Raw genomic sequence first — 23,481 nt, 5'->3', positions numbered from 1 at the left:
TTAACTGCTTAGCGGCCCTTACTTGGAATCGCCACCGGGGACCTTGCCTTCCACGCCCTTGACGTAGAAGTTCACGCCCTTGAGGAAGGCATCGTCAGCCACTGCACCGGCAGCGACCAGCTCCTTGCCATCCTGGGCGGCGATCGGGCCCTTCCAGATATGGAATGTACCGTCCTTCAGGCCCTTCTTCACTTCCTCAACCTTTGCCTTGGCTTCAGCGGGGATGTCTTCAGCCATGGAAACGAGGTCGATCGCATCTTCCTTCACACCCCACCAGGATTGCTGGCTCTTCCAGGTACCGTTCAGAACGGCGTTGGCGGTCTGGATGTAGTAGTTGGAGGGGTTGAAGATGGCCGATGCCAGGTGAGCCTTGGGGCCGTAGGCGGTCATATCCGAATCCCAGCCAAAGGCGCGCTTACCTTTTTCTTCGGCGGTCTTGAGCACGGCAGGCGAATCCGTGTTCTGGAACAGGATGTCGGCGCCGCCATTGATCAGGCTGGTGGCAGCTTCTGTTTCCTTGGGAGGAGCGAACCATTCATTGACCCAGACCACTTTGGTCTTGATCTTGGGGTTCATGGACTGAGCGCCCAGCGTGAAGCTGTTGATGTTGCGCAGTACTTCAGGGATTGGCACGGAACCCACCACGCCCAGCGTGTTGGACTTGGTCATGGCACCAGCGATCACGCCCGCCAGGTACGCACCTTCGTAGGTACGGAAGTCATAAGTGCTGGCATTGGCAGCCGTCTTGTAGCCGGTGGCGTGCTCCCACTTCACATCGGCAAATTCGGGGGCCAGCTTCTGGATGGTGTCCATGTAGCCGAAGGTGGTGCCAAAGATCAGCTTATTGCCTTGAGACGCCATGTCGCGCAGCACGCGCTCGGCGTCAGCGCCTTCGGGCACGCTTTCCACATAGGAGGTCTTGATCTTGTCGCCCAGAGCGGCTTCCAGCGCCTTGCGAGCCTGATCATGTGCAAACGAATAACCACCATCACCCACAGGGCCCACATACGCGAAAGCAATTTTCAGTGCCTCGGGCGCTGCAGGAGCTGGTGTGGCAGCAGGAGCAGCGGCCGGTGCTGGCGCTTCTTCCTTCTTGCCGCAGCCCACAAGAGCTGCCGAAGCCACGGCTGTCAGAGCGGCGACCTTGATCAATGAACGCTTGTTGAAATCAGTCATTCGTCTTTCCTTGGATAAGTTGAGGTAGTTATTCAATGCAAACGCGATGTCAGACAAAACCCCATCGCGCCTTAATCAATATATGCATAAATTGAGCCAAGTTGCAGACGGGTATCTCTAAAACGACAGCGCAAAAACAAAGGCCCCGAAGGGGCCTTGGACGGACGCCGCTAAGGCGTCCTGCAAACAGTGCTTACTTGGCACCGGGCACTTTGCCCTCAATACCGTTCACATAGAAGTTGATGCTGCGCAGCCAGGCATCATCGGCCACCTTGCCGGCTTCCAGCACTTCCTTGCCAGCGTTGTCCTTGACGGGACCTGTCCAAACAGCAAACGTGCCGTCCTTCATGTCGGCCTTGGCCTTCTCGACCTTGTCCTTGATTTCCTGGGGCACGTCGTCAGCGATCTTCTTCAGATCGATGGCGCCTTCCTTCACGCCCCACCAGAAGTTGCCGGTCTGCCACTTGCCGTCCAGCGTGTCTTGCACCACCTTGGTGTAGTAAGGAGTCCAGTCAATCACAGCCGAGCCCAGGTGGGCCTTGGGTGCGAAGCCGCTCATGTCGCCGTCCTTGCCGAAGGCGCGCGCACCGCGCTCTTCAGCCGTCTTCAGCACAGCGGGAGAGTTGGTGTTCTGGTACATCACGTCCACACCGCCGTTGATCAGGCTGTTGGCCGCTTCAGATTCCTTGGGAGGTGCAAACCATTCGTTCACCCAAACCACCTTGGCCTTGATGGAAGGGTCAACGCTCTGGGCACCCAGCACGAAGGAGTTGATGTTGCGCACCACTTCAGGGATTGGCACCGATGCCACCACGCCCACAGTCTTGGTCTTGGTCATGGCGCCCGCCACGATACCGGCCAGGTAAGCACCTTCAAAGGTCTTGGTGTCGTACACGGCTGCGTTGTCGGCCGTCTTGTAGCCGGTGGCGTGTTCAAACTTCACGCCCTGGCTGTCGGCAGCGACCTTCTGCACAAAGTCCTGGTAACCAAAGCTGGTGGCGAACACCAGCTTGTTGCCCTGACCGATCATGTCACGCATCACACGCTCAGCGTCAGCGGACTCAGGCACGCTCTCAACCATGGAGGTTTCGATCTTGTCGCCAAACTTTTCCTGAATAGCCTTGCGACCCAGCTCGTGCTGGAAAGTCCAGCCGCCGTCGCCGATGGGGCTCACATACATGAAGCCAACCTTGAGCTTGTCTGCAGCAGGAGCCGCAGCCGCTGGCGCGGCAGCGGGGGCTGCAGGAGCCTCTTCCTTCTTGCCGCAGGCTGTCAGAACTGCCATGGAAACAGCCGACAGGCCAATCATCTTGATCAGAGCGCGCTTGCCCAAAGTGTTCATTGTCATTGTCCTCATGTATTTTTTAAAAAACGGATTGCACCACATCTGGGCGTCAAGCTCCAGGGTAGAAGGGTTTCCCCAAGGATGCAGGCATATTGGCGCGAATCCACGCGGGGTTACGAGAGATCAGCACCAGCACCACGATGGTGGCTAGGTACGGCAGCATGGACAGAATCTGGCTCGGAATCTGCACGCCCGTGGCCTGCAGATGGAACTGCAGCATGGTCACGCCACCAAACAGGTAAGCACCCAGCAAAATACGGGCCGGACGCCAAGTGGCAAAGGTGGTCAGCGCCAGCGCAATCCAGCCGCGGCCCGACACCATGTTTTCCACCCACAGCGGTGTGTAGACCACCGAAATAAAAGCTCCAGCCAGACCGCACATGGCACCACCAAACATCACCGCCATCAGGCGAATGCGGCGCACGGGGTAACCCAGTGCATGGGCTGACGAAGGCGACTCGCCCACGGCGCGCAGCACCAGGCCAGCACGCGTGCGGTACAAAAACCAGACCATGACAGCAGCCAGAGCAATCGAGCCATACACCAGCGGGTGCAGGGTGAACAGCGCAGGGCCCACCACGGGCAAATCAGCCAGACCGGGAATGGCAAACTTGGGCAGCTCAGGCAGCTTGGCCTGCACATAGCCCAGACCCACAAAAGCCGAGAAGCCTGCGCCAAACAGCGACAGCGCTAGACCGGTAGCGTACTGATTGGTGTTGAGCCAGATCACCAGCACACCAAAGATGCCAGCCAGCAACGCGCCAGCCAGCATGCCCGCGCCAAAACCCACCCAGGTACTACCAGAGTGAACCGTGGCGGCAAAGCCCGCAATGGCGGCGCAGAGCATCATGCCCTCAGCCCCGAGATTGACGATGCCAGCTTTTTCGTTGATGAGCAGACCCAGGGCCGCCAGCGCCAGAACGGTGCCAGCGCTCAGCGTGGAGCCCAGAAGCAGTGCATAGGATTCCATGGATCAGGCTCCCTTCACTGCAGAAATAGCGGCACTGGCTTTTTGTGCCACCCAGCGAATGCGGTAAGCCACCAGCGTATCGCAGGCCAGCAGCGTGAACAGCAGCAGACCCTGAAACACGCCCGTCAGCGCTTTGGGCAGACCCAGACGCGACTGCGCCAGCTCACCACCGATATAGAACATGCTCATAAGAATGGCCGAGAAAATCATGCCTACAGGGTGCAGGCGGCCCACAAAGGCCACGATGATGGCGGCAAAGCCGTAGCCAGCCGGAACATAGGGCGTGAGCTGACCCAGCGGGCCTGCCACTTCCAGCGCACCTGCCAGACCGGCGGTAGCACCAGAGATCAGCAGCGCTGTCCACAGCGCTTTGCGCGAGGAAAAACCGGCGTAGCGTGCTGCTGCGGGGGCCAGGCCACCCACCTGCAACGCAAAGCCAGCGCGGGTGCGGAACAGAAATGCCCACAGCAGACCGGCGCCTACCAGCGAAATGATGACGCCGATGTTCATACGCATGCCCTGCACCAGACGCGGGATCTGTGTCACACGCTCAAAGCTCTTGGTCTGCGGGAAGTTGTAACCCATGGGGTCCTTCCACGGCCCATAGACCAGATAGCCCAGCACCAGCACAGCCACGTAGACCAACATCAGACTGACCAGAATTTCATTAGCGTTGAAGCGGTCACGCAGCAACGCCACAATGCCCGCCCAGACCATGCCGCCCAGCATGCCGGCGATCAAAATAGCGGGAACAATCCACGGCCCGGTGGTCTTGTCCGCCAGCAGCGCCATGCCGCCTGCGGCCACTGCGCCGATGACAAACTGGCCTTCGGCACCAATATTCCAGATATTGGAGCGAAAGCACACAGCCAGCCCTAGCGCAATCAGCAGCAGCGGCGTGGCCTTCATGGCCAGCTCACCCAAAGCGTAGCCAGACTTGATAGGTTCCCAGAAAAAGGCCTGGAGGCCCTTCACAGGATCTTTGCCCAGCAGGGCAAAAAGGCACACGCCCACCAGCACCGTAATCAGCAGCGCCAGAATGGGTGAGCCATAAGTCCAGAACTTGGAAGCCTGAGGTCGTTGTTCCAGCTTAAGCATGACCGGCTCCCTGCGCTGCACCCGTGTTTTCCCACAGGCCACTCATCCATTCACCAATCTGCTGCACCGTGGCATCCGCTCTTTGCACCGAAGGGCTCAGACGTCCCTTGGCCACCACATGCAGGCGGTCACATATCTCAAACAACTCGTCTAACTCCTCACTGAGCACCAGCACCGCACAGCCTTCATCGCGCAGCTTCAGAATGGCGCCACGAATTTGCGCAGCAGCTCCCACATCCACCCCCCAGGTGGGCTGAGAGATGATGAGCAGACGCGGCTTGGCGTCAATTTCACGACCCACAATGAATTTCTGCAGGTTGCCGCCCGACAGCGACTGCGCTGGCGAGCCAGGGCCACCGGCCTTGACGTTGAAGCGCGCAATGATGTCCTTGGCATGGACCTGCAGCTGACTCATGCGAATCCAGCTGCCCTTGCCCAGTGCATCCTTGCGGGTCAGCAGCAGGTTGTGCGCCAGCCCCATGCTGGGCACGGCACCGCGCCCCAGACGCTCTTCAGGCACAAAATGCAGACCCATGCCACGGCGACGCCCTGGACCCATACGCCCCACGCCCTTACCCAGCAGCTGCACCATTTCAGGCTCGGCACGCGTGTCTTCACCCGACAGCGCGTACATCAGCTCTTTCTGGCCGTTGCCAGACACACCGGCAATGCCGACCACTTCACCGGCCTTGACCTGCAGCGCAATGCCCTGCAGATCCACACCAAACGCTTCCTGCGTCTTGATGGACAGACCCTGCACGCGCAGCACGGTATCGCCCGTGTTGGCACTGCGGTGCTCCAGCTCTGGCGGCTCCGAGCCAATCATCATGCGCGACAGCGAGGCATTGGTTTCATTGGCTGGGTTGCACTCTCCCGTCACCACACCACCGCGCAGCACGGTACAGGCCGTGCACAGCGAGCGAATTTCATGCAGCTTGTGGCTGATGTAGAGAATGGAGCAGCCTTCGGCGGCCAGTCGGCGCAGCACGACAAACAGCTTTTCGACGGCCTGCGGCGTGAGCACCGAGGTTGGCTCATCCAGAATCAGTACACGCGGATTGGTCAGCAATGCACGGATGATTTCCACGCGCTGCATTTCACCCACAGACAGAGTGTGCACAGGACGATGCGCATCAACATCGAGGCCATAATCACGCGCCGTAGCTTCCACGCGCTCTATGACCTTGGCCAGGGAAATGCTCTTGTCCAGACCCAGCCAGACATTCTCGGCCACGGTCAGCGTGTCAAACAGGCTGAAGTGCTGGAACACCATGGCAATGCCCAGCGCACGGGCTTCTTGCGGGTTACGGATCTGGACCGGCTTGCCGTCCACCAAAATGGTGCCTTCGTCAGGTTTGACGGCACCATAGATGATCTTCATCAGCGTGGACTTGCCAGCGCCGTTCTCGCCCAGTATGGCGTGGATCTCGCCGGGCTTGACTTTCAGCGATACCTTGCTGTTTGCAACAACAGCTGGGTACCGCTTGGTAATACCCTCCAGCTGCAGACGCGCAGGGGCATTCGCAGACGGGGATTGTGTTGGGGGGGATTCATCGCTGGATTGTCTCTCAATTCAAATAACAAATTGACTCAAACAGGCTCTCTGCGCTGAACAGGAACGGGATACAAGCTATTGATTTCGCAGCGTTAGTGCCACATTTCTCACCACCTCACGCAACCAGCGCGTGGCTGCACCGACATGCGAACGGGCGTGCCAGAGCTGGTAATAGACCAATGGCGGAAATTCCACGGGGCACGGCAAGATGGCTAAAGGCAGGCGTTCGCTGAAGCGTTCACAGAACAGTCGGCCCGATGTCATCACAAGCAAGCTTGATGCCACCATGTCAGGTATCAGGCTGAAATGTGCGCAACGCGCAACCACCTGGCGGCTCAGTCCCATGCCTGCCAATTGCTCGTCAATCACACCCTGCGCACCGGGATAAGCCGGGGTGGGCGCAATATGCTCGGCCTGCAGCCATTGCGCCACATCCCAGCCTCGACGCACTGCAGGGTGCTTGGGGCTGACGAGGCAGACCACCTCATCCTCAAACAGCTTGGCCATGTGCAGCCCTTCGGGTGGCTGGGGCCAGTTGCCAATGACCACATCAATTTCACCATCGGCCAGCTGACCTTCGTAATGGGCCTCGGCACTCAGCGGCAGAAAATCCACCGGGCAGTGAGGCGCCTGCGCCTTGATGGTTGACATCAGCCGAGGCAGAAACTGCGGGTCCAGATAATCGCTGGCTGCAATCCGGAAGGTGCGGGTAGAGGTCCGAGGGTCAAACTGGCGCGCATCGCTGAACAGGCCTTCGGCGGCGCGAAGAATGTCAGCCGATGGCTGCACCATGCCCAGCCCCACATCGGTAGGCTGCATCTGCGCGCCCGAGCGCACCAGTAAAGGGTCACCCGCCAGTTCACGCAAGCGGCGCAGTGACGCCGATACTGCGGGCTGATGCATGCCCAGACGCAAAGCAGCACGGGAGACGCTGCGCTCGGTCAGCACCGTGTGCAGCACCCGGATCAGGTGCAGGTCTATCTTGTCAAACAAGGTCTGGTCACGCATGGGGCTTGGCTACCCGACCATTGCCTGGCTGGGCCTATTTTATTTTGTCAAAAAAGCAGTATCGGAGCGTAACTCAGTCAGCACGGTTAATCCGTCAAATGCTGGACTCAACAGCCGTGAGCCAGATGCACGAAACGCGCGCTCACACCGATGCAGCCATCACTTCCACACGATTACGCCCCTTGCGCTTGGCGGCATAGCAAGCCATGTCTGCCCCCTTGAAGGCCGTAGCCGCGGTGTGATAGCTGGCATCCAGCAGTAGCATGCCAATGCTTGCACTCAACATATAGCGCTGGCCCTGATAAGAACCGTCCCAGTCCTGAATGGCCATGCACAGCAGCTGCGCGTGGCGCATGCCTTCCTCACGGCTGACACCGGCCATGAGAATGGCAAATTCATCCCCGCCCACGCGGGCCACCCAGCCATGCGGGCGCACGGTGGATTCAATGAGCCGGGCAATATGGCCCAGCACCTCATCGCCCACCTCACGGCCGCTCTGGCGGTTGACCTGAGAGAAGTGATCCAGATCCACATACAGCACGATGCCGTGCACTGCGGGCTCCGCCGTCGTACGGCTGACAGTGCCCGCAGCGCTCAGACTCTCCAGATAGTCGGGCGAAGCATATTCACGCAGCCACTCTTTAAGGCGCAAGGCAAAGGCCGTGCGGTTGGGCAGGCGCGTCAGTGGGTCATGCATGGCCTTCCAGCTGGACTGCTCACGCAACTGACGCTGCGTGGTCACATCTTCAAGCTCCCAGACCAGGTAATGCTCATCCAGCTCCTTGCCTGTCAGCTCCCATACCCGGCTCATGCGCTGCATGCTTTGCCCGTGAATTCGCACCCATATCGGCCTGGAGTCTTTACGTACAAAGCAGACCTCGCTATCAAATTGGCCGTAGGTATCAAGCGCCCGGCGAACTCGTTCCATCAAGTCCTCGTAGTCCGCATCTGTAGCGCACAGGGCGCGCACCGGCAGCCCCGGCATTTCTCTGGGCTGGTAACCCAGAACTCTGGCGGCCTGCATGCCCACGCGCTGCACCTTGGAGCCATGCGTCACGATCAGGCCCACAGGCGCATAGTCCATCAACGTTTGCAGCTGCAGCTCCAGCTGACGCTCTCGCTCACCATGCACTTCATAGCCTCCACCCAGAGCCTGCAACGCAGTGCGCAGGGTCTGCGCCTCACCCCAATCATGATCAGACAGGGCCTGCCACCAGTTGGCACCGCGAACTGAAGAATCCACCTCCAGCATCAGGCCACGGCGCTCAGCCCACTCTGCCGTTCGGAATAAGGCGGTGAGCGGATAGGCAATCAGGCAGAGCACAGCCCCCAATACCAGCGCCACGGCCAGCAAGGCAGCTGCCAGCCAGCCCATCATTTTTGATGAAATACCAGGCACCCATTCCTGAACATCGCTCATCTTGAGCAGAGTCCATTGCCCCCAGGGCAAGGGCATGGCACTCAAGAGTTTGTTATTGCGCTGTTCGCTAACAGCACCCGCCTGAGCGGTCTTGAGCCAGACGGAGTCCAGCTCTTTGGGCAATGCCGTACCACCTGCAGCAGGTAGTTGCCACTCGCCTTTGCTGCTGAGCGCCAAAGGATGCAGGTCACGATCAATCAGCAGCAACTGGCTGCCTGCATTGGCAGAGCCCACTTCCAGAGAGAACAGCACCGTCAGAGGCACTTTGTAAGTGCCGCCCAGTACGCCTTTCAGTTTGCCCTGAGCATCACGCACTGGCACCACGCTATGGAACTCCAGCTGCAAACCCGCATCGCTGGGACGCACCCACGCCTGAGTCATCGGTTTGCCTTCGGCCAACGCCCGCTTAAGGACTTCGCGCAGCGGCTCATCCAGCTGGTGCAATGGCTTGGCCTGCTCTTTGTGCAGATTGACCAGCAACTGTCCCTTGTCATTGGCCAGTTGCACTTGCTCGAACTGCTGGGCCAAGGATGTAGGCTGCATGAGCATGGCCTCCATCGCCCCTGGAGAGTCCTGGATGTGCTCTGACAGCACCATGGCCAGGTTATGCAACGGCTTTTGCTGCTGCTCGACCCTAAAGGTCAGCGACCGGGCTGCGTACTCCAGCGCCTTGGTCTGCGCAGGCAGAGCCCCCTCCATGACGACCTTGCGCATGGAATAAGCCATCCAGCCCGCAGCGCCCGCACCCACCAGTAGCACCGCAATCATGGCGATCAAGACCATGCTGCGCAGCATGGGGCCGGGGCTTTTACGAAGCATGCCGACATGCGCGCCCGTGGCTGTATCCACAGGCTGCGGCGAAGCAACCCATGGCGGTTCTGCTTGCAAGAGTGGAACAGTGTCTGACATAGGCTTCAATATAGAGAGCCCGTGCACACTGGCTCACGAGAGGAAACCCCGGAGACTGTTAGCAAACACTGCTCCAGCCGCCTCTCATGGAGCGCAAAGCCAAGCGCTGCATGGCCTGCAAGACATCCCCGGGACTTACCCCAGCGCCAGCACTTCCAGTGCACCCGGCTTGGGCAGTTCAATGACATTACCCCGCCCAGCAATGAGGCCATGGTCGCGCAACTGCCTGAGCACGCGCGAGAAAGTTTCAGGCGCTATCCCCAACTGAGCCGCTATCAGGCGCTTGCGGGCTTTCAGCGTGACACGAAGACCCACGCCATCAATTGCAGGGGTTGCATGGTGCAGCAGCCACTGGGCGCAGCGCGCTTCAGCATCTTGCGCCAGACGGCTGACGGCCAGCTCGGTCTGCGAGCAGTACGCCTTGGCCAAGTCTTTCACCAGTTGCTGCACCGCAACTGGCAGCTCGACCACCGCCGCCTGAAAACGAGCCAAGGGAATGGTGTAAAGCCGCCCTGCCGTCTGGGCCTGCATATCAAGGCAAGACGGGCGATCTTGCAACGCAAAAGCTGCATCCAGCCATGCTGGGCCATCCACCTGCCCGAGCTGATGGCGCATGGAGGAGTCCTGGCCCACGCCCAGCATGACGCTGCCGCTTTCCAGATACAGCACAGAATCTATGGGTTGGCGACGTTGCCTGAGCCATGAGCCTGGAGCAAAGCTCTCAGGCTGCCCAAACTTGGAGGCAGCTTGCGACAGGGAGGGCATGGTAAACATATAGGCCTCACTGTGCCGGGCTTCGCCCTGCCCTGCATTGAGCCAAGTCAAAAAGGCGGGACGGTATCCGCAATTTCTGCGGAACTGCATCGCAAAAAATGCATGAGCGCAAACAGTTTTGAAGCGATGTATCCAGCTCGCTCCTTAAATGAGATTAAATCTCATTTGCATTGTATACTCGCCCCCAAAGTGGTGACCGGCCGCACCTGCCGGAATACGCTACGAAGACGTCGAATCCATCCCTGATCGCCTGTGCTCGCTCACTATTACCGAGAGTTGTTGAGGTTCCTGCAAGGAACTGTCAGAGACCGCGATACAGCGGCAGACTTGGCGCAGGAAAGCTATGCCCGGGTGTTGGCCGTGCAGCAGTCTGGCGAAGCCATCAACGAGCCGCGTGCGCTGCTGTACCGCACCGCTCGCAACCTGGTCATTGATCAGTACCGCCGCAGCGAAGTGCGCGGAACGTACGCAGCGGCGGAAGGTGATTCCTCCGTCGATGCAGTGGATTTGACCGCCGGCCCTGAAGCCCTCGAGCCAGAGGTGGCTGCAATGTCGTCGCAAACAGTAGATGCGCTGTTGACTGCTATCGGCGAATTACCTTTGCGCTGCCGCGAGGCGTTCATATTGCACAAGTTCGACGGACTCTCTCAAGCCGAAGTGGCGCGGCAAATGGGCATTTCCGTGACCATGGTGGAACGTCATATCAAACTGGGAATGCAGGCCTGTCGAGCCTGTCAGGAGCAAATGCGGGGCGGCGGGCGCTCCTTGCCTCTTACGGCTCAGTCTTGGAGCGGCAAATGAGAATTTGCGCTTTCTTTGCTTTTCCGGCATTGGGGTTTGGCAGACTCGTGCGTCTACTTTCATATCGCCTCTGGCTTTTCGCATCCGTATGACTGATCGCACCATTGCCCAACTGCCAAACAGCGACCTCGATGCCGAGGCCCTGGAGTGGTTTGCGCGCTACAGCGATGCACCCGATGCGGCCTATTCAAACGCAGCTTTCCGCACTTGGCTGGCTGGACACCCGGATCGTGAAACCGCATTCAACCGCTGGCAGGCCGATTGGCGGGAGTTGGATGCGCTGCCGCAATCGGGCGTTGAGCGCTTGCGTCTTCAACTAAAACAGGACCAAGCCAAGTCGACAGAAAAAAGCCGCGCCTCAGAGCGTCAACCATCATGGTGGTCTGCGCTGATCCCACAAGCTGCACTGTCAGCCCTTGTGGTCGCACTGGCCGTCGGCAGTGGCTATATGGCCTGGGACCATTGGCAACAGCAACCCTTGTTTACGCAGATGTACCAAACGGAGCGCGGGCAGCAGCTGAGCGTGCAGTTGCCGGATGGCAGTCGCCTGCGGTTAGATACCGCGACACGCATCGAAGTAAGTTGGTACCGCCAGCGCCGCGAGGTGAAGTTGCCGGAAGGACAGGCCATGTTCGAGGTGCAAAAAGATGCTGCCCGACCATTCGATGTTGTAGCCGGCAGCACCAAAGTGACGGTGGTGGGCACGCGCTTTGCCGTGCGCAACACCGCAGGAAGCCCCGTGCAAGTCACCGTAGAGGAAGGCAAGGTGCGCGTGAGCCCGCTTCCAACTAATGGCCGCCAGGCACCCGAGTCTGCTGCCGTGCTGCTAATGGCTGGCCAGCAGATGGTTGCCAGTGCCGATGGAGGCTTGGGCCCCGTGAAAGCGATTGCTGCTTCCGGTATGGCCCCCTGGCGCGACGGCCGAATTACCCTGGAAAACGTGCCGCTCTCCCAGGCTTTGGCGGAATTCGAACGCTACGCCCCCACGCATATGGTGGTGCACGACGCGGCAGTGGGCGCACTGCGCTTGTCGGGCACCTTTGACCCGCAAAAGTTGGCCCATTTCCGCTACGCCCTTCCGAAGGTGCTTCCCGTTCGCTTGAAGGAAAACGGAGAGCTGACGGAAATCATTGCGAGTCACTAAAGCATGTCTTGGCTGCAATCGCGGCCTGGTTGCGGAAAGGGCCATCACGGCATGCTTAAAAAAATTGTGCCTGCAGGTTGGGGTTTTGCATTGCCATGCGTCTTCCTGAGAACGATTCTTGTTTCGTATCTTTGGAGAGTGTTTGCATGTCCCGTTCTCGCCCCCGTTTCCGATTCCATACAGCACCCTTAGCAGCAGCTGTCACCCTGCTTTTAGCAACCTCAGCTGCTCAGGCTCAAACGGAAAGTGCGCCTGTCAGGCAGACTGCGCCGGTTGAAATCCAGATCGCCGCGCAACCGCTGTCTCAAGCGCTGGTTCTTCTCGCACGCCAAGCGCACCTGGAATTGATGGTGCAGCCAGCCTTGGTCGAAGGCCGAAACGCGCCCGCAGTTCAAGGCCGCTTCACCGTGAGGGAAGCACTGAATCGCTTGCTAGCGGGTAGTGGCCTCTATGCCGAAGTACAGGGAACATCTGTCGTCGTGCAACGCCTGTCGCAAAGCTCGGACACAGCAACCATGCCGATGGTGACCGTGTCAGCCCAGGAAGAACGTGGCGCCACGACCGAAGGCACGGACTCGTTCGCCGCCCGTGCGGTGAGCATCAACAAGGGCGATCAGGCGCTCAAAGACATCCCACAATCCATCAGCGTGATCACGCGCAAACAGCTCGACGAACAAGGCATCACGGATCTAAAGCAGGCTGCCAACATTGCAACCGGCACGGTGGGCGTAACAGGTGTCGGACAGGGCATGGTTTTGGCGGCACGCGGCTTTCAGATTGACAACTGGCAATACGACGGCGTCGCGATTCCTCGCAACATGTACTCGCTCGGCAACTGGGCTGCAGAGGGAATGGCCTTTTATGACCGGCTGGAGGTTCTGCGAGGCGCATCGGGTCTGTTGCAAGGCAGGGGCAGCCCCGGCGGCGCGGTCAACCTCGTTCGCAAGCGCGGCCAAAACGAGAAGACCGTGACGCTGACCACGCGTGCCGGTTCATGGGATCGCTACGGCGTTCAACTCGACGCCGGAGGCCCGCTCAATGCAGAAGGTACGCTGCGCGGCCGGGTCGTGGTGGACGAGGCCCGCAGCCATTCTTTCGTCGACTATGTGAACGAGCGTGCTCGCTCGCTGTATGCAGCGCTGGATTACGACATCAACCCGGATACGACGGTTGGCTTGGCAGTGAGTCAGCTGGACAGCAAGGGGCGGCCCTTCATCTATGGCGTGCCTCTGCGTGCAGACGGCAGCGATGTCGGACTGCCCCGTTCCACGTTCACAGGTGCTTTGTGGAACCGCGACAACCTCAAGCAGACCACGGTTTACGCCGATCTGAATCACCGCTTCAACGCTGACTGGAAGCTCAAGGTTTCGGCCCTGCACATGAGCGAGACGAACAACTCCACGCACCAACGCATGCACGGCGCTGTGGCTGCGGACGGAAGCGGAATGACCTACGCAGACTGGATCACCCACTTCGACTCCAACAAGGTCGGGCTCGATGCTTTTGTGAATGGCCGCTTCGATGCCCTGGGGCTGCGCCATGAAGTAACGCTGGGCGCGGACTACTCCAAGTACAAATCCGACGACATGTACGCCCGCAACTTTACCTCGGGCGGCAATCTTTTCAACATCGATCACAACCGCCCCAAGCCCACCGTGGACAATCTGCTGGCGGGTGGCGGTCGGCAGGCTTTCTCATCCTACGACGTGCAGCAAAAAGGCATCTATGCCAGTTGGCGCGCTCAACTCACCGAGCCGCTGACTGCCATCGTGGGTGCGCGAGCCAGCTGGTATGACCTGCTCTACAAAGGGTCGCTGTTCGACACCCGCGAAGTCATGCGCGCATCGGGCGAGATCATCCCGTATGCCGGTTTGGTGTACACGCTGACCCCCCAATGGTCGGCCTACGGCAGCTACACCAGTGTGTTTGAACCACAATCGGCACGCACGGCCGCAGGCAAGGTGCTGGAGCCGGTCATCGGATCGAACTACGAACTCGGCGTCAAAGGCGAGTTGATGGACAAGCGCGTCAACACCTCGCTCGCGGTGTTCCGCTACGACCACAAGAACCGTGGCGTCAACGATATCGCATCAGGTTATGCCTGCGATGGCTGGTTCTGCTCCACGGCGTCCGGCAAGGTTCGTAGCCAGGGCCTTGAAGCCGAGGTGAGCGGTGAAGTACTGCGCGATCTGCAATTGGTGGCGGGCTATACCTTCAATACCACCAAATTCTTGCGCGACCCCGACAACCAGGGCAAGGTCTTCAGCACCTGGACCCCCAAGCACATGCTGCGCGTCTGGGCCTCTTACCGCCTGCCTGGCGACTGGAGCCGCCTCACCACAAGTGCCGGCTTTACCACGCAAAGCCACACGCTCGGTTATGACCGCTCATTCGACATTGCCGGCTTCACCACATGGAATATGCGAATTGCCTATCAGGTCACGCCAGAGGTCAACATAGCGATGAACCTGAACAACATCGCTGATAAACGCTACATCGTTCCCGGCTACACCGGGTACACAGGCACCACCTACGGCGATCCACGCAACATCATGCTCACCTTGAAATACACACCTCGCTTTTAACGACTGGATCGACCCGACTGCATCAGACACCTTCGAGCCGCAAACTTGAGGCTCGAAGGGAGATGCCATTACGCACAAGCAGCCAAGCAGATCACAAGGCGAGGCCGCCGTGTTGCCGGTCTATCCACAAAATCCTCGGGATCGCCGCATAACCAGTCCAAGATTTACAGCACATCCCCCTTGATGCGCTTCTTTAAGCGAACGGTACTCCACGACGGCTGCTTCAATCGTTAGCGACTGTCTGCTTTTAGTTGGTATGAGCCTGCCGCTTTAAGCAGAAGCGGTCATTCAAGCCGAGACACCACCAGTTCTTAAGGAGAAGTAATCGTTCAGGAAAGACGGCGTTCAAAGACCGTTGCGCCGCTTGGGTTCTGGAATGCAAATAGCTCAGATCAGCCTTTAGCGGTCTTCTCACATTTACTCACGGGATCCCTAACGCTTGCCCTGCACTCACTAAGCCAATCCATTGAATTTCTAATAGAAAAAGCGCTCACAACGAGCGCTTTTTCTATTAGGGAAATAGAGTTTCCGACTTTAATGCCGCAACCGCCCTCCCCGGAAAGCCGCATGGATGCCAGGCCGCTGTTTACGACTTTGACTTCCAGTCAACGACTTTAATTACCCAGAACAAACACCTGCTATCAGTTAACGGCAGCGCCGGACTCATACCATGTCTTTACCAGATTGCGCTCGTCATCGGACAGTGCACCGGGGTTGCCAAAAGGCATCTTCTTCAGCTGAACCACCTGTTGGTAGATCTGCTGAGCGTGCGACTTAACAGCTTCGGGCGAATCCAGACGGACACCCTTTTGCTGGATCGCAGCACCGTGGCACAGCACGCAATGCTGCTGGAAAATGCCGTTGACCTTGGCAAAGCCTTCGCCACCAGCTGCGGGTGCAGCAGCAACAACAGCGTCCGCTGCAGGTGCAACTGCAGGGGTAGCACCCTCAGTCGCAGCAGGAGCAGCGGCTGAGGGTGCAGTCGTTACAGCAGCAACAGGAGCCGTGGGTGCTGCTGAGGCAGGTGCAGGAGCGGGCTTGAGCCAGACAAACACAGCCAGCAAAGCGGCAACGCCAACTGCTGCATAAGGCCATGGGTGGCTGTTACGACCCAGCTTGTAGCCGTGACGCATCACGAAGAACTGACGGATGGCTGCACCGGCGAACATCATGCCAATCAGCACCAGCCAATTCATCTTATGGCTGTACAACCAGCCGTAGTGATTCGACAGCATGGCGAACAGCACAGGCAGAGTGAAATAGGTGTTGTGCACGCTACGCTGCTTGGCACGCTGACCGTGACGTGGGTCCACGGGATCGCCGGCCTTCAAAGCCGCAACCACCTTGCGCTGGCCAGGAATGATCCAGAAGAACACGTTGGCGCTCATGGAGGTCGCGATCATCGCGCCCATCAGCAGGAAGGCTGCTTGACCAGGGAAGATGTGGCAAGCTAGGTAAGCTGCAATACACACCAGAACCAGAACCAGAGCACCAACCGTCGCATCGCCGTTTTTCTTTTGACCGAACGTGCGGCAAACAAAGTCATACAGCAGCCAGAACACTACCAGGAAGGCCAGAGCCGAACCGATAGCAGCAGGTGCGCTCATGGCATTGGCATCACCAGGAGTGACAAGGTAGATGTTGGCGTTCCACAGGTAGGAAACCGTCAGCAGGGCAAAACCGGACAGCCACGTGCTGTAGCTTTCCCAGTAGAACCAGTGCAGGTGATCCGGCATCTTGGGAGGGGAGACGTTGAACTTGACGGGGTGGTAGAAACCACCGCCGTGCACTGCCCACAATTCGCCACTGACGCCCTGTTTCTTCAGATCGTCGTCCACGGGCGGCGTCAAGCTGCTATCGAGGAACACGAAATAGAATGAAGAACCGACCCATGCAATGGCGGTGATGACGTGCAGCCACCGCAAAAGCAGGCCGGCCCAGTCGAGAATGTAGCTTTCCATAGCTCTAACCTTGGCAGCGTGGGGCTGCCGTGCAAGCTGCTCACCACTGCGGGCGCTCTGAGCAGAAGAAAAGGCCGCGCTCCCTAGGCAAAAGCTTCGAGGCACCGCTGCGACCAGTCTGTAGACAGAAAGTGTATGCACTTTCTGGCTCCGAAAGATGTAAATTCAGGGCAAACCATCCTAGTGATTTCCCGTAGATGCCAGCCAGTTTCAGATTGAGCGCCTGTTTTTTGGTGCAATGCAGCATTACGCAACACCTCTTCGCTGCAACAACTGGGCGGCAACAGCTACCGCAATCACTTCCGGCTCTTTGCCCACAATGCCCGCCACGCCAATCGGGCAGGTGATGTGCGCCAGCTCTGCGTCGCTGAAACCACGGCTGCGCAATCGGCTGCTGAAACTTGCCCATTTGGTCTTGCTGCCAATCAGCCCCACAAAAGGCAAATCGCCCCGCTCGCGCTGGCGCAGCAGGCATTGTGCAACGACCTCCAGATCCTCTGCATGGCTAAAACTCATGATCAGCACCTGAGACTGCGCAGGCAGTTGCGCCACTGCCGCCTGCACTGGGTCGGAATGCTCGCATTGCACACCAATCTGCTCTTGCTCCGGGAAGACTGCATCACGACTATCCACCCAGACCACCCGGTACGGCAGGCTGCGCAGGAGCCGAACCAGCGCATGACCCACATGGCCGGCTCCAAACAAAGCCACGCATTGCGACGGCTCGGGCATTAAGGCGCGCAGGCGCTCTGCATCCGCTGCCTTAAACCACGCATAACGCAGCTCCAGCGCCCCACCGCAGCATTGACCCAGACTGGGCCCCAGCGCATAGCGCTGCACATGCTCACGCGGCTCTGAGGGGTGATCAGCCCACTGCGCCAGCAACTGACGCGCCTGCGCAATGGCCTGCCACTCAAGATGGCCGCCGCCAATCGTTCCCATGACTGCGTCAGAAAAAACGGCCATCCAGGCCCCCTCTTCTCGCGGCACGGAGCCACGAGTGGCCTGCACCTGTACCCAGCACAAGGGCTGCTGGCTCAAGTAGGTCAAAATTTGCTGCTGCGTTTCACTCCACATGGCGGCTGGTTTCTAGCTTTCAGAATTCACTATGTTCCTGCATTTTGCAGACAGCAATAGTCGTGCCGCTATATGAATGCCTTAATCAGATACTTATTGCGCAGCACATTGACGAGTCGTTGCAGTTTTTTGCACTCCGCAGCGCCAGATATAAACGCGATAGCGTTGAACCCTTCTCATTTCCGGCTACGCTTGGCGACATGTCTGATACTCAAGAATCAACCCGCGCAACGCAAGGCCGCAAGCCATTAGCTTGGCTGATGACTGGACTGGTTGCCACAGTCACTGCCTTGCTTACCGCTTGCCAGACTGCACCACCAGGCCCATCCATAGGCGTCACGCCTGCCGATAAGGCCAGCCCCAGTTACCGCAAGCAAGCGGCGCAGCACCTGTATGAGAACAATGCAAACCGCATCTACAAAGGCATGCTTCCGCCCATGCTGTATGCCATTGGCGTGCTGCAAGTTCAGCTGGATGGACAAGGCCGTGTGAGAAATCTGAACTGGATGCGCAAACCCAACCACGCCCCCGAAGTGGTGGCAGAGATTGAACGCTCCGTACGTGCCGCAGCTCCCTTCCCCGCCGCCGGAAAGTCTGTGACGTACACCGACACCTGGCTATGGGACAAGTCAGGCCGCTTTCAGCTCGATACATTGACCGAAGGCCAACTGGGTCAGTAAGGCCCTGCACGCGCGCCGCATCAGGCAATAAAAAACCGGCCAAGGCCGGTTTTTTGTTTTGAAGAATCAAGCAAGGCTTATTCGACAACCTTGGTGATCTTTGTGCCTTGCAGCGAAACGCCCGCTTCCAGACCTGCATTGGTCAGTACATAGCTGGTAACGGGTGCACCGGCCGTCGTGGTGTCCACGCTGCCATTAGCACCGATCTTGCCAGCAGCCACCGTGGCATCAGCGCCCACAGACCAGCCATCGCTCTTAAGGAACTTGTCCAGCGCTTCCTGGGTATTGAACACATAGATCACAGCCTTGGACTGGCCGCCAGCCTGCCAGCCAATGGATGCGCCCGTTGTGCTGTAGTAGCCGCGGTTATTACCAGCCACGCGCAGCACGCCACGGCCATGCTCCACACCCACCACAAAGCTACCACCAATCACCGACGGGAAGATCAGCACACCCTTGGCTCGCTGCACCATTTCCTTGGAGCCGGGAGCTGTCTGATACAGGCGCTCCAGCGCCGCATTGGCGCGTGTGTTGATCGTAGTCGCATCAGCGCGCGGTGCCGATGCAGTATCAGGCTTGGTCGTCGTACAGGCCGTCATGGCCATTGCACCCGCAGTCACGGCAACAGCCACTGCAACAGAACGCAAAGAAATTTGACGCATACCAATATCCTTTCATGGGATGAATGTATTCAGACATTTTCGAGATAGAAGATCCTGCAGTCTGGCCTTCAGTCGCTCTTGCACATCCCCCCGACACAAGAGCAGCCAGAAGCAGGGTTGGGTTCATGCTAGTGCGGGGCATCGCTCATTAACCCCCACAGTTAAAGATTGCGCGATTGACCTACAGAAAGCAAGCCCTGTTGTTAAAGAACTCTTACAAAAACGTCTGGTCTTTGCATCATCTTCAATCCTGCTCAAAGTTTGGGGTATGACAGGTCTCTGCTGAAATTGGCGCTAGCATTGTTGATGTGCTCATAGCGCTGATGACAGGAAGCTAATGAAGTTCTGGAATTATTTTCACCACCCCAAGGCAGCCATCGTGCTGCTGCGTGTAACACTTGCCTTGCTCATGCTGCTTCATGGCTGGGCCAAGATTCGCTACGGAATTGGCAGCATCGAGGCAAAAATCGCCGCCCTTGGCGCACCCGGCTTTCTGGCCTATGCCGTTTACCTGGGTGAGGTCGTGGCGCCCCTGCTGCTGCTGGTAGGCCTGTGGGTCGTACCCGCCGCGCTGGTGATTGCAGTGAATATGCTGGTGGCATTTGCGCTGGTGCACACCCACCAGATTCTGATGCTGAACAACTCTGGCGGCTGGGCTCTGGAGCTGCAGGCTTTTTACTTTGTCAGCGCAGTGGTCATCGCCATGGCTTATTCCAAAGGCAAATAAATTCTCAAAAACAAGAGCGGCTTGCGCATGTCATGACTAGGTTTCAGGTCACTTTCGTGCTGAGACCAAGAAATGACTAGCGCAAGCCGCTCATGTTTTTACTACGCACCTCAATAAGAGGCGCGCGCAGTCAATTAAGAACCGCGGTAGGTGGAATAGCTCCATGGGCTGACCAGCAAAGGCACGTGGTAGTGCTGGGCGGGGTTGGCCACGCCGAAGTCCAGGCTGACCTTGCCCAGGAAGTTAGGCTCAGGCAGTTCCACGCCGCGGGCCTTGAAGTAGGCAGCCACGTCAAAGGTCAAGCGGTAAGTGCCAACCTTGATGGTGTTGTTGTCGAACAGAGGCGCATCAGTGCGGCCGTCATGGTTCAGAACCAGGCTCTTGACCAGAGTGGCAGTATTGCCATCGGTAGAAAACAGTTCAACGGCCATGCCTGCAGCAGGGCAGCCATTCATGGTGTCGAGAACGTGGGTGCTCAGGCCCATGGAAATCTCCTCACAGGCAGTTTGCAACTGCCCTTGGTTGTGTCAAACATCTGTGTATTCAAAGCACGCTCACGCATGTGCGCAACGCTTTGATCTTTAAAGTGTATACAGTTTCTGTACCCTATCAAAGGCTTTTCAGCCTTGACTTTCAGGCACATAGCCAGCCCAAAGAAGATCGTTTCTTTACACTGGCCTCAACCCCTCACAGGAGATAACGCATGCAATTGCGCAACACCGCCTTGGCGGCCAGCATGATCATCGTTTTAGCCGGTTTAAATGCCTGCAGCAGCACAGCCAGCAACGAAGCGACGCCTCTGCCTGCGCTCGGCATATCGCCCGCCATTGAAGCAGCGCCCATCATTACGCAAACCGCCGCCGCGCAGGCCGCAGCGGCCGCTTATGACTTTGATCTGGACGTCTTTCACCCGGTCATCGCCAAAAACGGCATGGTCGCGTCCGAGCAAGAACTTGCCACCCAGATTGGCATAGACATTCTGAAAGCTGGCGGCAACGCCGTCGATGCCGCTGTTGCCGTGGGCTTTGCGCTGGCCGTGGCCCTGCCCAATGCAGGCAATATCGGTGGTGGCGGTTTCATGATGGTGCATGACGCCAAGACCGGCAAAGACATTGCGCTGGACTTCCGCGAGGTGGCACCCAAAGGCGCATCGCGCAATATGTACCTGGATGACAAGGGCGGCGTCATTAACGGCAAGTCGCTCTTCACCCACTACGCTGTGGGTGTGCCGGGTACGGTGGCGGGTATGACGCATGCACTCTCGCGCTGGGGCAGCCTGCCGCTGGCCCAGGTGATGGCTCCCTCCATTGCGCTGGCCGAGAAGGGCTACCCCATCAGCGTGACACTGGCGAAGACGCTGAACCAGGAAAAAAAGAACATGGGCCAATGGCCCGCCACGCAGGCCATTTTCTGGAAAAACGGCGAGCCGCTGCAAGCAGGTGAGCGGCTGGTGCAAAAAGATCTGGCGCAGTCCATGCGTCTCATCAGCCAGCAAGGTGCCAAGGCTTTTTACCAAGGCAGCATCGCTCAGAAAATTGCGGCTGAAATGGCACCACATGCCAACGCCATCACGCTTGAGGATCTGCGTGACTACAAGCCGGTGGAGCGCGAGCCTGTGCGCGGCAACTATCGCGGCTATCAGATCGTGACCATGCCGCCGCCCTCATCCGGCGGCGCCCACCTGCTGCAGATTCTGAACATGATGGAGCGCTGGCCCATGCAGCAATGGGGGGCCAACAGCGCGCAAAGCGTGCACTACATGACCGAGGCCATGAAACTGGCCTATGCCGACCGTGCTGAATATCTGGGCGACCCGGACTTTGTGACGATCCCGCTCAAGGGGCTAACCTCCAAGCGCTACGCCGATGAACTGGCAACCAGCATCAAGCCCCAGCAGGCAAGGCCCAGCAAGGACATCAAGCCCGGCCACCCTCAACATTTTTCTCAGCCCTATGAAAGCGACCAGACCACGCATTACTCCGTGGTGGACAAGACCGGCAATGCCGTGGCCGTGACCTACACACTCAACACCAACTTTGGCAGCGGCATCGTGGCCAAGGGTACGGGCGTGCTGCTCAACAACGAAATGGATGACTTCTCGGTCAAACCCGGCGTGGCCAACGCTTACGGGCTGGTGGGCGGCGATGCAAATGCCGTCCAAGCCGGCAAGCGCCCGCTTTCATCGATGACGCCCACGCTGGTACTCAAGGACAGCAAGCCGGTGCTGGTGACAGGCAGCCCCGGCGGCGCACGCATCATCACCACGGTGCTGCAGCAAGTCGTCAACCACATCGACTTTGGCATGAACCCGGCCGAAGCGGCGGCCACGCCGCGCTTTCATCACCAGTGGACGCCGGATGTGCTGCGCATTGAAAAAGGCTTTAGTGCCGATACGCTGGCCCTGCTCAGGCAATGGGGGCACAAGGTCGCCGTGAAGCCCGCCATGGGTCGCACGCAGACCATTGAGGTGCGGGATGGTGTGCTGCAAGGCGCATCAGACCCGCGCAACCCGGATGGAAAAACTCTGGGCTACTAATGAAATTTCACTCAGAGCACAAGAGGAAATTCTGAATAAAAAAAGCCGCGCTCCCCCGAGCGCGGCTTTTTACTTTGAGGCGGCTGCTGACCGTACGCGTAGCCAGTGGCCGCCCTCCCCACCTCTCGTTTACTCAGCCTTCTGGCCGATTTCGAAATTGGCCATCTTCTCCAGAGCTCGAACCATGCCGGAGTGATCCCATGCTGCGCCGCCGTGGGCCACGCAGGTGTTGAACAGCTCTTGAGCCATGGCAGTGTTAGGCAGCGAAACGCCCAGCTGACGTGCGCTGGACAGAGCCAGGTTCAAGTCCTTCTGGTGCAGAGCAATGCGGAAGCCTGGATCGAAGGTGCGCTTGATCATGCGCTCGGCATGCACTTCCAGAATCTTGGAGGAAGCAAAACCGCCCAGCAGAGCTTCACGCACGCGAGCAGGATCAGCACCAGCGCGCGATGCGAACAGCAGGGCTTCAGCCACGGCTTCGATGTTCAGCGCCACGATGATCTGGTTAGCCACCTTGGCTGTCTGACCATCACCGTTGCCGCCGACCAGAGTGATGTTCTTGCCCATCTTTTCAAACAGGGGCTTGACGCGCTCGAATGCAGCGTCTGGGCCACCGATCATGATGGACAGCGTGCCGTTCTTGGCACCAACTTCGCCACCGGACACAGGTGCGTCCAGGTATTGAGCGCCAACAGCTTCGATGCGCTTGGCGAATTCCTTGGTCGCCACGGGCGAGATGGAGGACATGTCCACCACGATCTTGCCGGTGCTGCCCTTCAGGCCAGCGGCCACGCCGTCTTCACCAAACAGCACCTTTTCCACATCGGGAGTGTCGGGCACCATCACGAAGATGATGTCGGCACGCTCGGCCACACCGCGAGCGGTGGTGCACTGAGTCGCGCTGGTTTCAGCGATGCTGGCGGGCACCTTGCCGTGCGTGTTCACAAACAGCTGGTGACCAGCCGAGATCAGGTGGCCGCACATGGGCGCGCCCATGATGCCCAGACCGATAAAGCCCAACTTGAGGGACGATGCGTTCATGGTGTACTCCTA

The 23,481-nt window shown here is 58.7% G+C and carries 19 protein-coding genes; 6 read left to right on the top strand and 13 right to left on the bottom strand.

The window, feature by feature from the left end:
- Nucleotides 1-18: 18 nt before the first annotated feature.
- The 8 genes from CLU84_RS03890 to CLU84_RS03855 all read right to left on the bottom strand — a co-directional run bounded on the left by CLU84_RS03890 (nt 19) and on the right by CLU84_RS03855 (nt 10,255).
- Nucleotides 19-1,176 (bottom strand): BMP family ABC transporter substrate-binding protein, encoded by a 1,158-nt coding sequence (locus CLU84_RS03890; protein WP_099736023.1) that lies wholly within the window; start codon nt 1,174-1,176, stop codon nt 19-21.
- 193 nt (nt 1,177-1,369) lie between these two features.
- Nucleotides 1,370-2,518 carry a BMP family ABC transporter substrate-binding protein gene (locus CLU84_RS03885; protein ID WP_099736022.1) on the bottom strand — a complete coding sequence of 383 codons (1,149 nt, stop codon included), beginning with the start codon at nt 2,516-2,518 and terminating at the stop codon, nt 1,370-1,372.
- Between the two features lie 52 nt (nt 2,519-2,570).
- The gene (locus CLU84_RS03880; protein WP_099736021.1) at nt 2,571-3,491 is read right to left on the bottom strand and encodes an ABC transporter permease; all 921 of its coding nucleotides are present in this window, start codon (nt 3,489-3,491) and stop codon (nt 2,571-2,573) included.
- Between the two features lie 3 nt (nt 3,492-3,494).
- The gene (locus CLU84_RS03875; protein WP_099736020.1) at nt 3,495-4,589 is read right to left on the bottom strand and encodes an ABC transporter permease; all 1,095 of its coding nucleotides are present in this window, start codon (nt 4,587-4,589) and stop codon (nt 3,495-3,497) included.
- Complete coding sequence (locus CLU84_RS03870) at nt 4,582-6,096, bottom strand: ABC transporter ATP-binding protein (protein ID WP_099736019.1); 1,515 nt, start codon at nt 6,094-6,096, stop codon at nt 4,582-4,584. The genes CLU84_RS03875 and CLU84_RS03870 overlap by 8 nt, the downstream gene beginning before the upstream one ends.
- A 123-nt stretch (nt 6,097-6,219) precedes the next feature.
- Nucleotides 6,220-7,152: a LysR family transcriptional regulator gene (locus CLU84_RS03865; protein ID WP_099736018.1), complete on the bottom strand. Its 933-nt coding sequence runs from the start codon at nt 7,150-7,152 to the stop codon at nt 6,220-6,222.
- Nucleotides 7,153-7,294: 142 nt separating this feature from the next.
- Entirely contained in the window at nt 7,295-9,481 is a 2,187-nt protein-coding gene (locus CLU84_RS03860) for a diguanylate cyclase domain-containing protein (protein WP_233209919.1), read from the bottom strand.
- A 135-nt stretch (nt 9,482-9,616) separates the two neighbouring features.
- A complete protein-coding gene (locus tag CLU84_RS03855) occupies nt 9,617-10,255 on the bottom strand; it encodes a Crp/Fnr family transcriptional regulator (protein ID WP_099736017.1) in 639 nt (212 codons plus the stop codon).
- 252 nt (nt 10,256-10,507) lie between these two features.
- Between CLU84_RS03855 and CLU84_RS03850 the strand changes: the two genes are divergently transcribed.
- The 3 genes from CLU84_RS03850 to CLU84_RS03840 all read left to right on the top strand — a co-directional run bounded on the left by CLU84_RS03850 (nt 10,508) and on the right by CLU84_RS03840 (nt 14,785).
- Nucleotides 10,508-11,056 carry a sigma-70 family RNA polymerase sigma factor gene (locus CLU84_RS03850; protein ID WP_099736016.1) on the top strand — a complete coding sequence of 183 codons (549 nt, stop codon included), beginning with the start codon at nt 10,508-10,510 and terminating at the stop codon, nt 11,054-11,056.
- Between the two features lie 88 nt (nt 11,057-11,144).
- On the top strand, nt 11,145-12,200 hold the full coding sequence (locus CLU84_RS03845) for a FecR family protein (protein WP_099736015.1): 1,056 nt from the start codon (nt 11,145-11,147) through the stop codon (nt 12,198-12,200).
- A 146-nt stretch (nt 12,201-12,346) separates the two neighbouring features.
- A complete protein-coding gene (locus CLU84_RS03840) occupies nt 12,347-14,785 on the top strand; it encodes a TonB-dependent siderophore receptor (RefSeq protein ID WP_099736014.1) in 2,439 nt (812 codons plus the stop codon).
- A 641-nt stretch (nt 14,786-15,426) separates the two neighbouring features.
- Here the strand turns inward: CLU84_RS03840 and CLU84_RS03835 are convergent.
- Both CLU84_RS03835 and xdhC read right to left on the bottom strand, forming a co-directional pair.
- Nucleotides 15,427-16,746 (bottom strand): urate hydroxylase PuuD, encoded by a 1,320-nt coding sequence (locus CLU84_RS03835; protein WP_099736013.1) that lies wholly within the window; start codon nt 16,744-16,746, stop codon nt 15,427-15,429.
- A 246-nt stretch (nt 16,747-16,992) separates the two neighbouring features.
- On the bottom strand, nt 16,993-17,823 hold the full coding sequence (gene xdhC / locus CLU84_RS03830; protein ID WP_099736012.1) for a xanthine dehydrogenase accessory protein XdhC: 831 nt from the start codon (nt 17,821-17,823) through the stop codon (nt 16,993-16,995).
- Between the two features lie 200 nt (nt 17,824-18,023).
- On the opposite strand from xdhC, the gene CLU84_RS03825 reads away from it, so the two are divergent.
- Nucleotides 18,024-18,503: a hypothetical protein gene (locus CLU84_RS03825; protein ID WP_099736011.1), complete on the top strand. Its 480-nt coding sequence runs from the start codon at nt 18,024-18,026 to the stop codon at nt 18,501-18,503.
- 77 nt (nt 18,504-18,580) lie between these two features.
- Here the strand turns inward: CLU84_RS03825 and CLU84_RS03820 are convergent, their stop codons facing one another.
- Entirely contained in the window at nt 18,581-19,165 is a 585-nt protein-coding gene (locus tag CLU84_RS03820; RefSeq protein WP_099736010.1) for a YSC84-related protein, read from the bottom strand.
- Nucleotides 19,166-19,502: 337 nt separating this feature from the next.
- On the opposite strand from CLU84_RS03820, the gene CLU84_RS03815 reads away from it, so the two are divergent.
- Complete coding sequence (locus CLU84_RS03815; RefSeq protein ID WP_099736009.1) at nt 19,503-19,892, top strand: DoxX family protein; 390 nt, start codon at nt 19,503-19,505, stop codon at nt 19,890-19,892.
- Between the two features lie 134 nt (nt 19,893-20,026).
- Here the strand turns inward: CLU84_RS03815 and uraH are convergent, their stop codons facing one another.
- Complete coding sequence (uraH, locus tag CLU84_RS03810; protein ID WP_099736008.1) at nt 20,027-20,377, bottom strand: hydroxyisourate hydrolase; 351 nt, start codon at nt 20,375-20,377, stop codon at nt 20,027-20,029.
- A 218-nt stretch (nt 20,378-20,595) separates the two neighbouring features.
- Here uraH and ggt point away from each other — a divergent pair, with 218 nt between their 5' ends.
- Entirely contained in the window at nt 20,596-22,428 is a 1,833-nt protein-coding gene (ggt, locus tag CLU84_RS03805) for a gamma-glutamyltransferase (RefSeq protein ID WP_099736007.1), read from the top strand.
- Between the two features lie 129 nt (nt 22,429-22,557).
- Here ggt and glxR read toward each other — a convergent pair whose 3' ends face one another.
- Nucleotides 22,558-23,469 (bottom strand): 2-hydroxy-3-oxopropionate reductase, encoded by a 912-nt coding sequence (gene glxR / locus CLU84_RS03800; RefSeq protein ID WP_099736006.1) that lies wholly within the window; start codon nt 23,467-23,469, stop codon nt 22,558-22,560.
- Nucleotides 23,470-23,481: the final 12 nt, after the last annotated feature.

This window comes from Comamonas sp. 26 (assembly GCF_002754475.1).
Taxonomy (GTDB): Bacteria; Pseudomonadota; Gammaproteobacteria; order Burkholderiales; family Burkholderiaceae_C; genus Comamonas.
This window is presented reverse-complemented; position numbering and strand designations above follow the sequence as displayed.

What these genes read in the sequence shown, in the direction of transcription:
- CLU84_RS03890 (WP_099736023.1), bottom strand. Translation starts at nt 1,176, where the DNA reads ATGACTGATTTCAACAAGCGTTCATTGATCAAGGTCGCCGCTCTGACA.
- CLU84_RS03885 (WP_099736022.1), bottom strand. Translation starts at nt 2,518, where the DNA reads ATGAACACTTTGGGCAAGCGCGCTCTGATCAAGATGATTGGCCTGTCG.
- CLU84_RS03880 (WP_099736021.1), bottom strand. Translation starts at nt 3,491, where the DNA reads ATGGAATCCTATGCACTGCTTCTGGGCTCCACGCTGAGCGCTGGCACC.
- CLU84_RS03875 (WP_099736020.1), bottom strand. Translation starts at nt 4,589, where the DNA reads ATGCTTAAGCTGGAACAACGACCTCAGGCTTCCAAGTTCTGGACTTAT.
- CLU84_RS03865 (WP_099736018.1), bottom strand. Translation starts at nt 7,152, where the DNA reads ATGCGTGACCAGACCTTGTTTGACAAGATAGACCTGCACCTGATCCGG.
- CLU84_RS03860 (WP_233209919.1), bottom strand. Translation starts at nt 9,481, where the DNA reads ATGTCAGACACTGTTCCACTCTTGCAAGCAGAACCGCCATGGGTTGCT.
- CLU84_RS03855 (WP_099736017.1), bottom strand. Translation starts at nt 10,255, where the DNA reads ATGTTTACCATGCCCTCCCTGTCGCAAGCTGCCTCCAAGTTTGGGCAG.
- CLU84_RS03845 (WP_099736015.1), top strand. Translation starts at nt 11,145, where the DNA reads ATGACTGATCGCACCATTGCCCAACTGCCAAACAGCGACCTCGATGCC.
- CLU84_RS03840 (WP_099736014.1), top strand. Translation starts at nt 12,347, where the DNA reads ATGTCCCGTTCTCGCCCCCGTTTCCGATTCCATACAGCACCCTTAGCA.
- CLU84_RS03835 (WP_099736013.1), bottom strand. Translation starts at nt 16,746, where the DNA reads ATGGAAAGCTACATTCTCGACTGGGCCGGCCTGCTTTTGCGGTGGCTG.
- xdhC (WP_099736012.1), bottom strand. Translation starts at nt 17,823, where the DNA reads ATGTGGAGTGAAACGCAGCAGCAAATTTTGACCTACTTGAGCCAGCAG.
- CLU84_RS03825 (WP_099736011.1), top strand. Translation starts at nt 18,024, where the DNA reads ATGTCTGATACTCAAGAATCAACCCGCGCAACGCAAGGCCGCAAGCCA.
- CLU84_RS03820 (WP_099736010.1), bottom strand. Translation starts at nt 19,165, where the DNA reads ATGCGTCAAATTTCTTTGCGTTCTGTTGCAGTGGCTGTTGCCGTGACT.
- CLU84_RS03815 (WP_099736009.1), top strand. Translation starts at nt 19,503, where the DNA reads ATGAAGTTCTGGAATTATTTTCACCACCCCAAGGCAGCCATCGTGCTG.
- uraH (WP_099736008.1), bottom strand. Translation starts at nt 20,377, where the DNA reads ATGGGCCTGAGCACCCACGTTCTCGACACCATGAATGGCTGCCCTGCT.
- ggt (WP_099736007.1), top strand. Translation starts at nt 20,596, where the DNA reads ATGCAATTGCGCAACACCGCCTTGGCGGCCAGCATGATCATCGTTTTA.
- glxR (WP_099736006.1), bottom strand. Translation starts at nt 23,469, where the DNA reads ATGAACGCATCGTCCCTCAAGTTGGGCTTTATCGGTCTGGGCATCATG.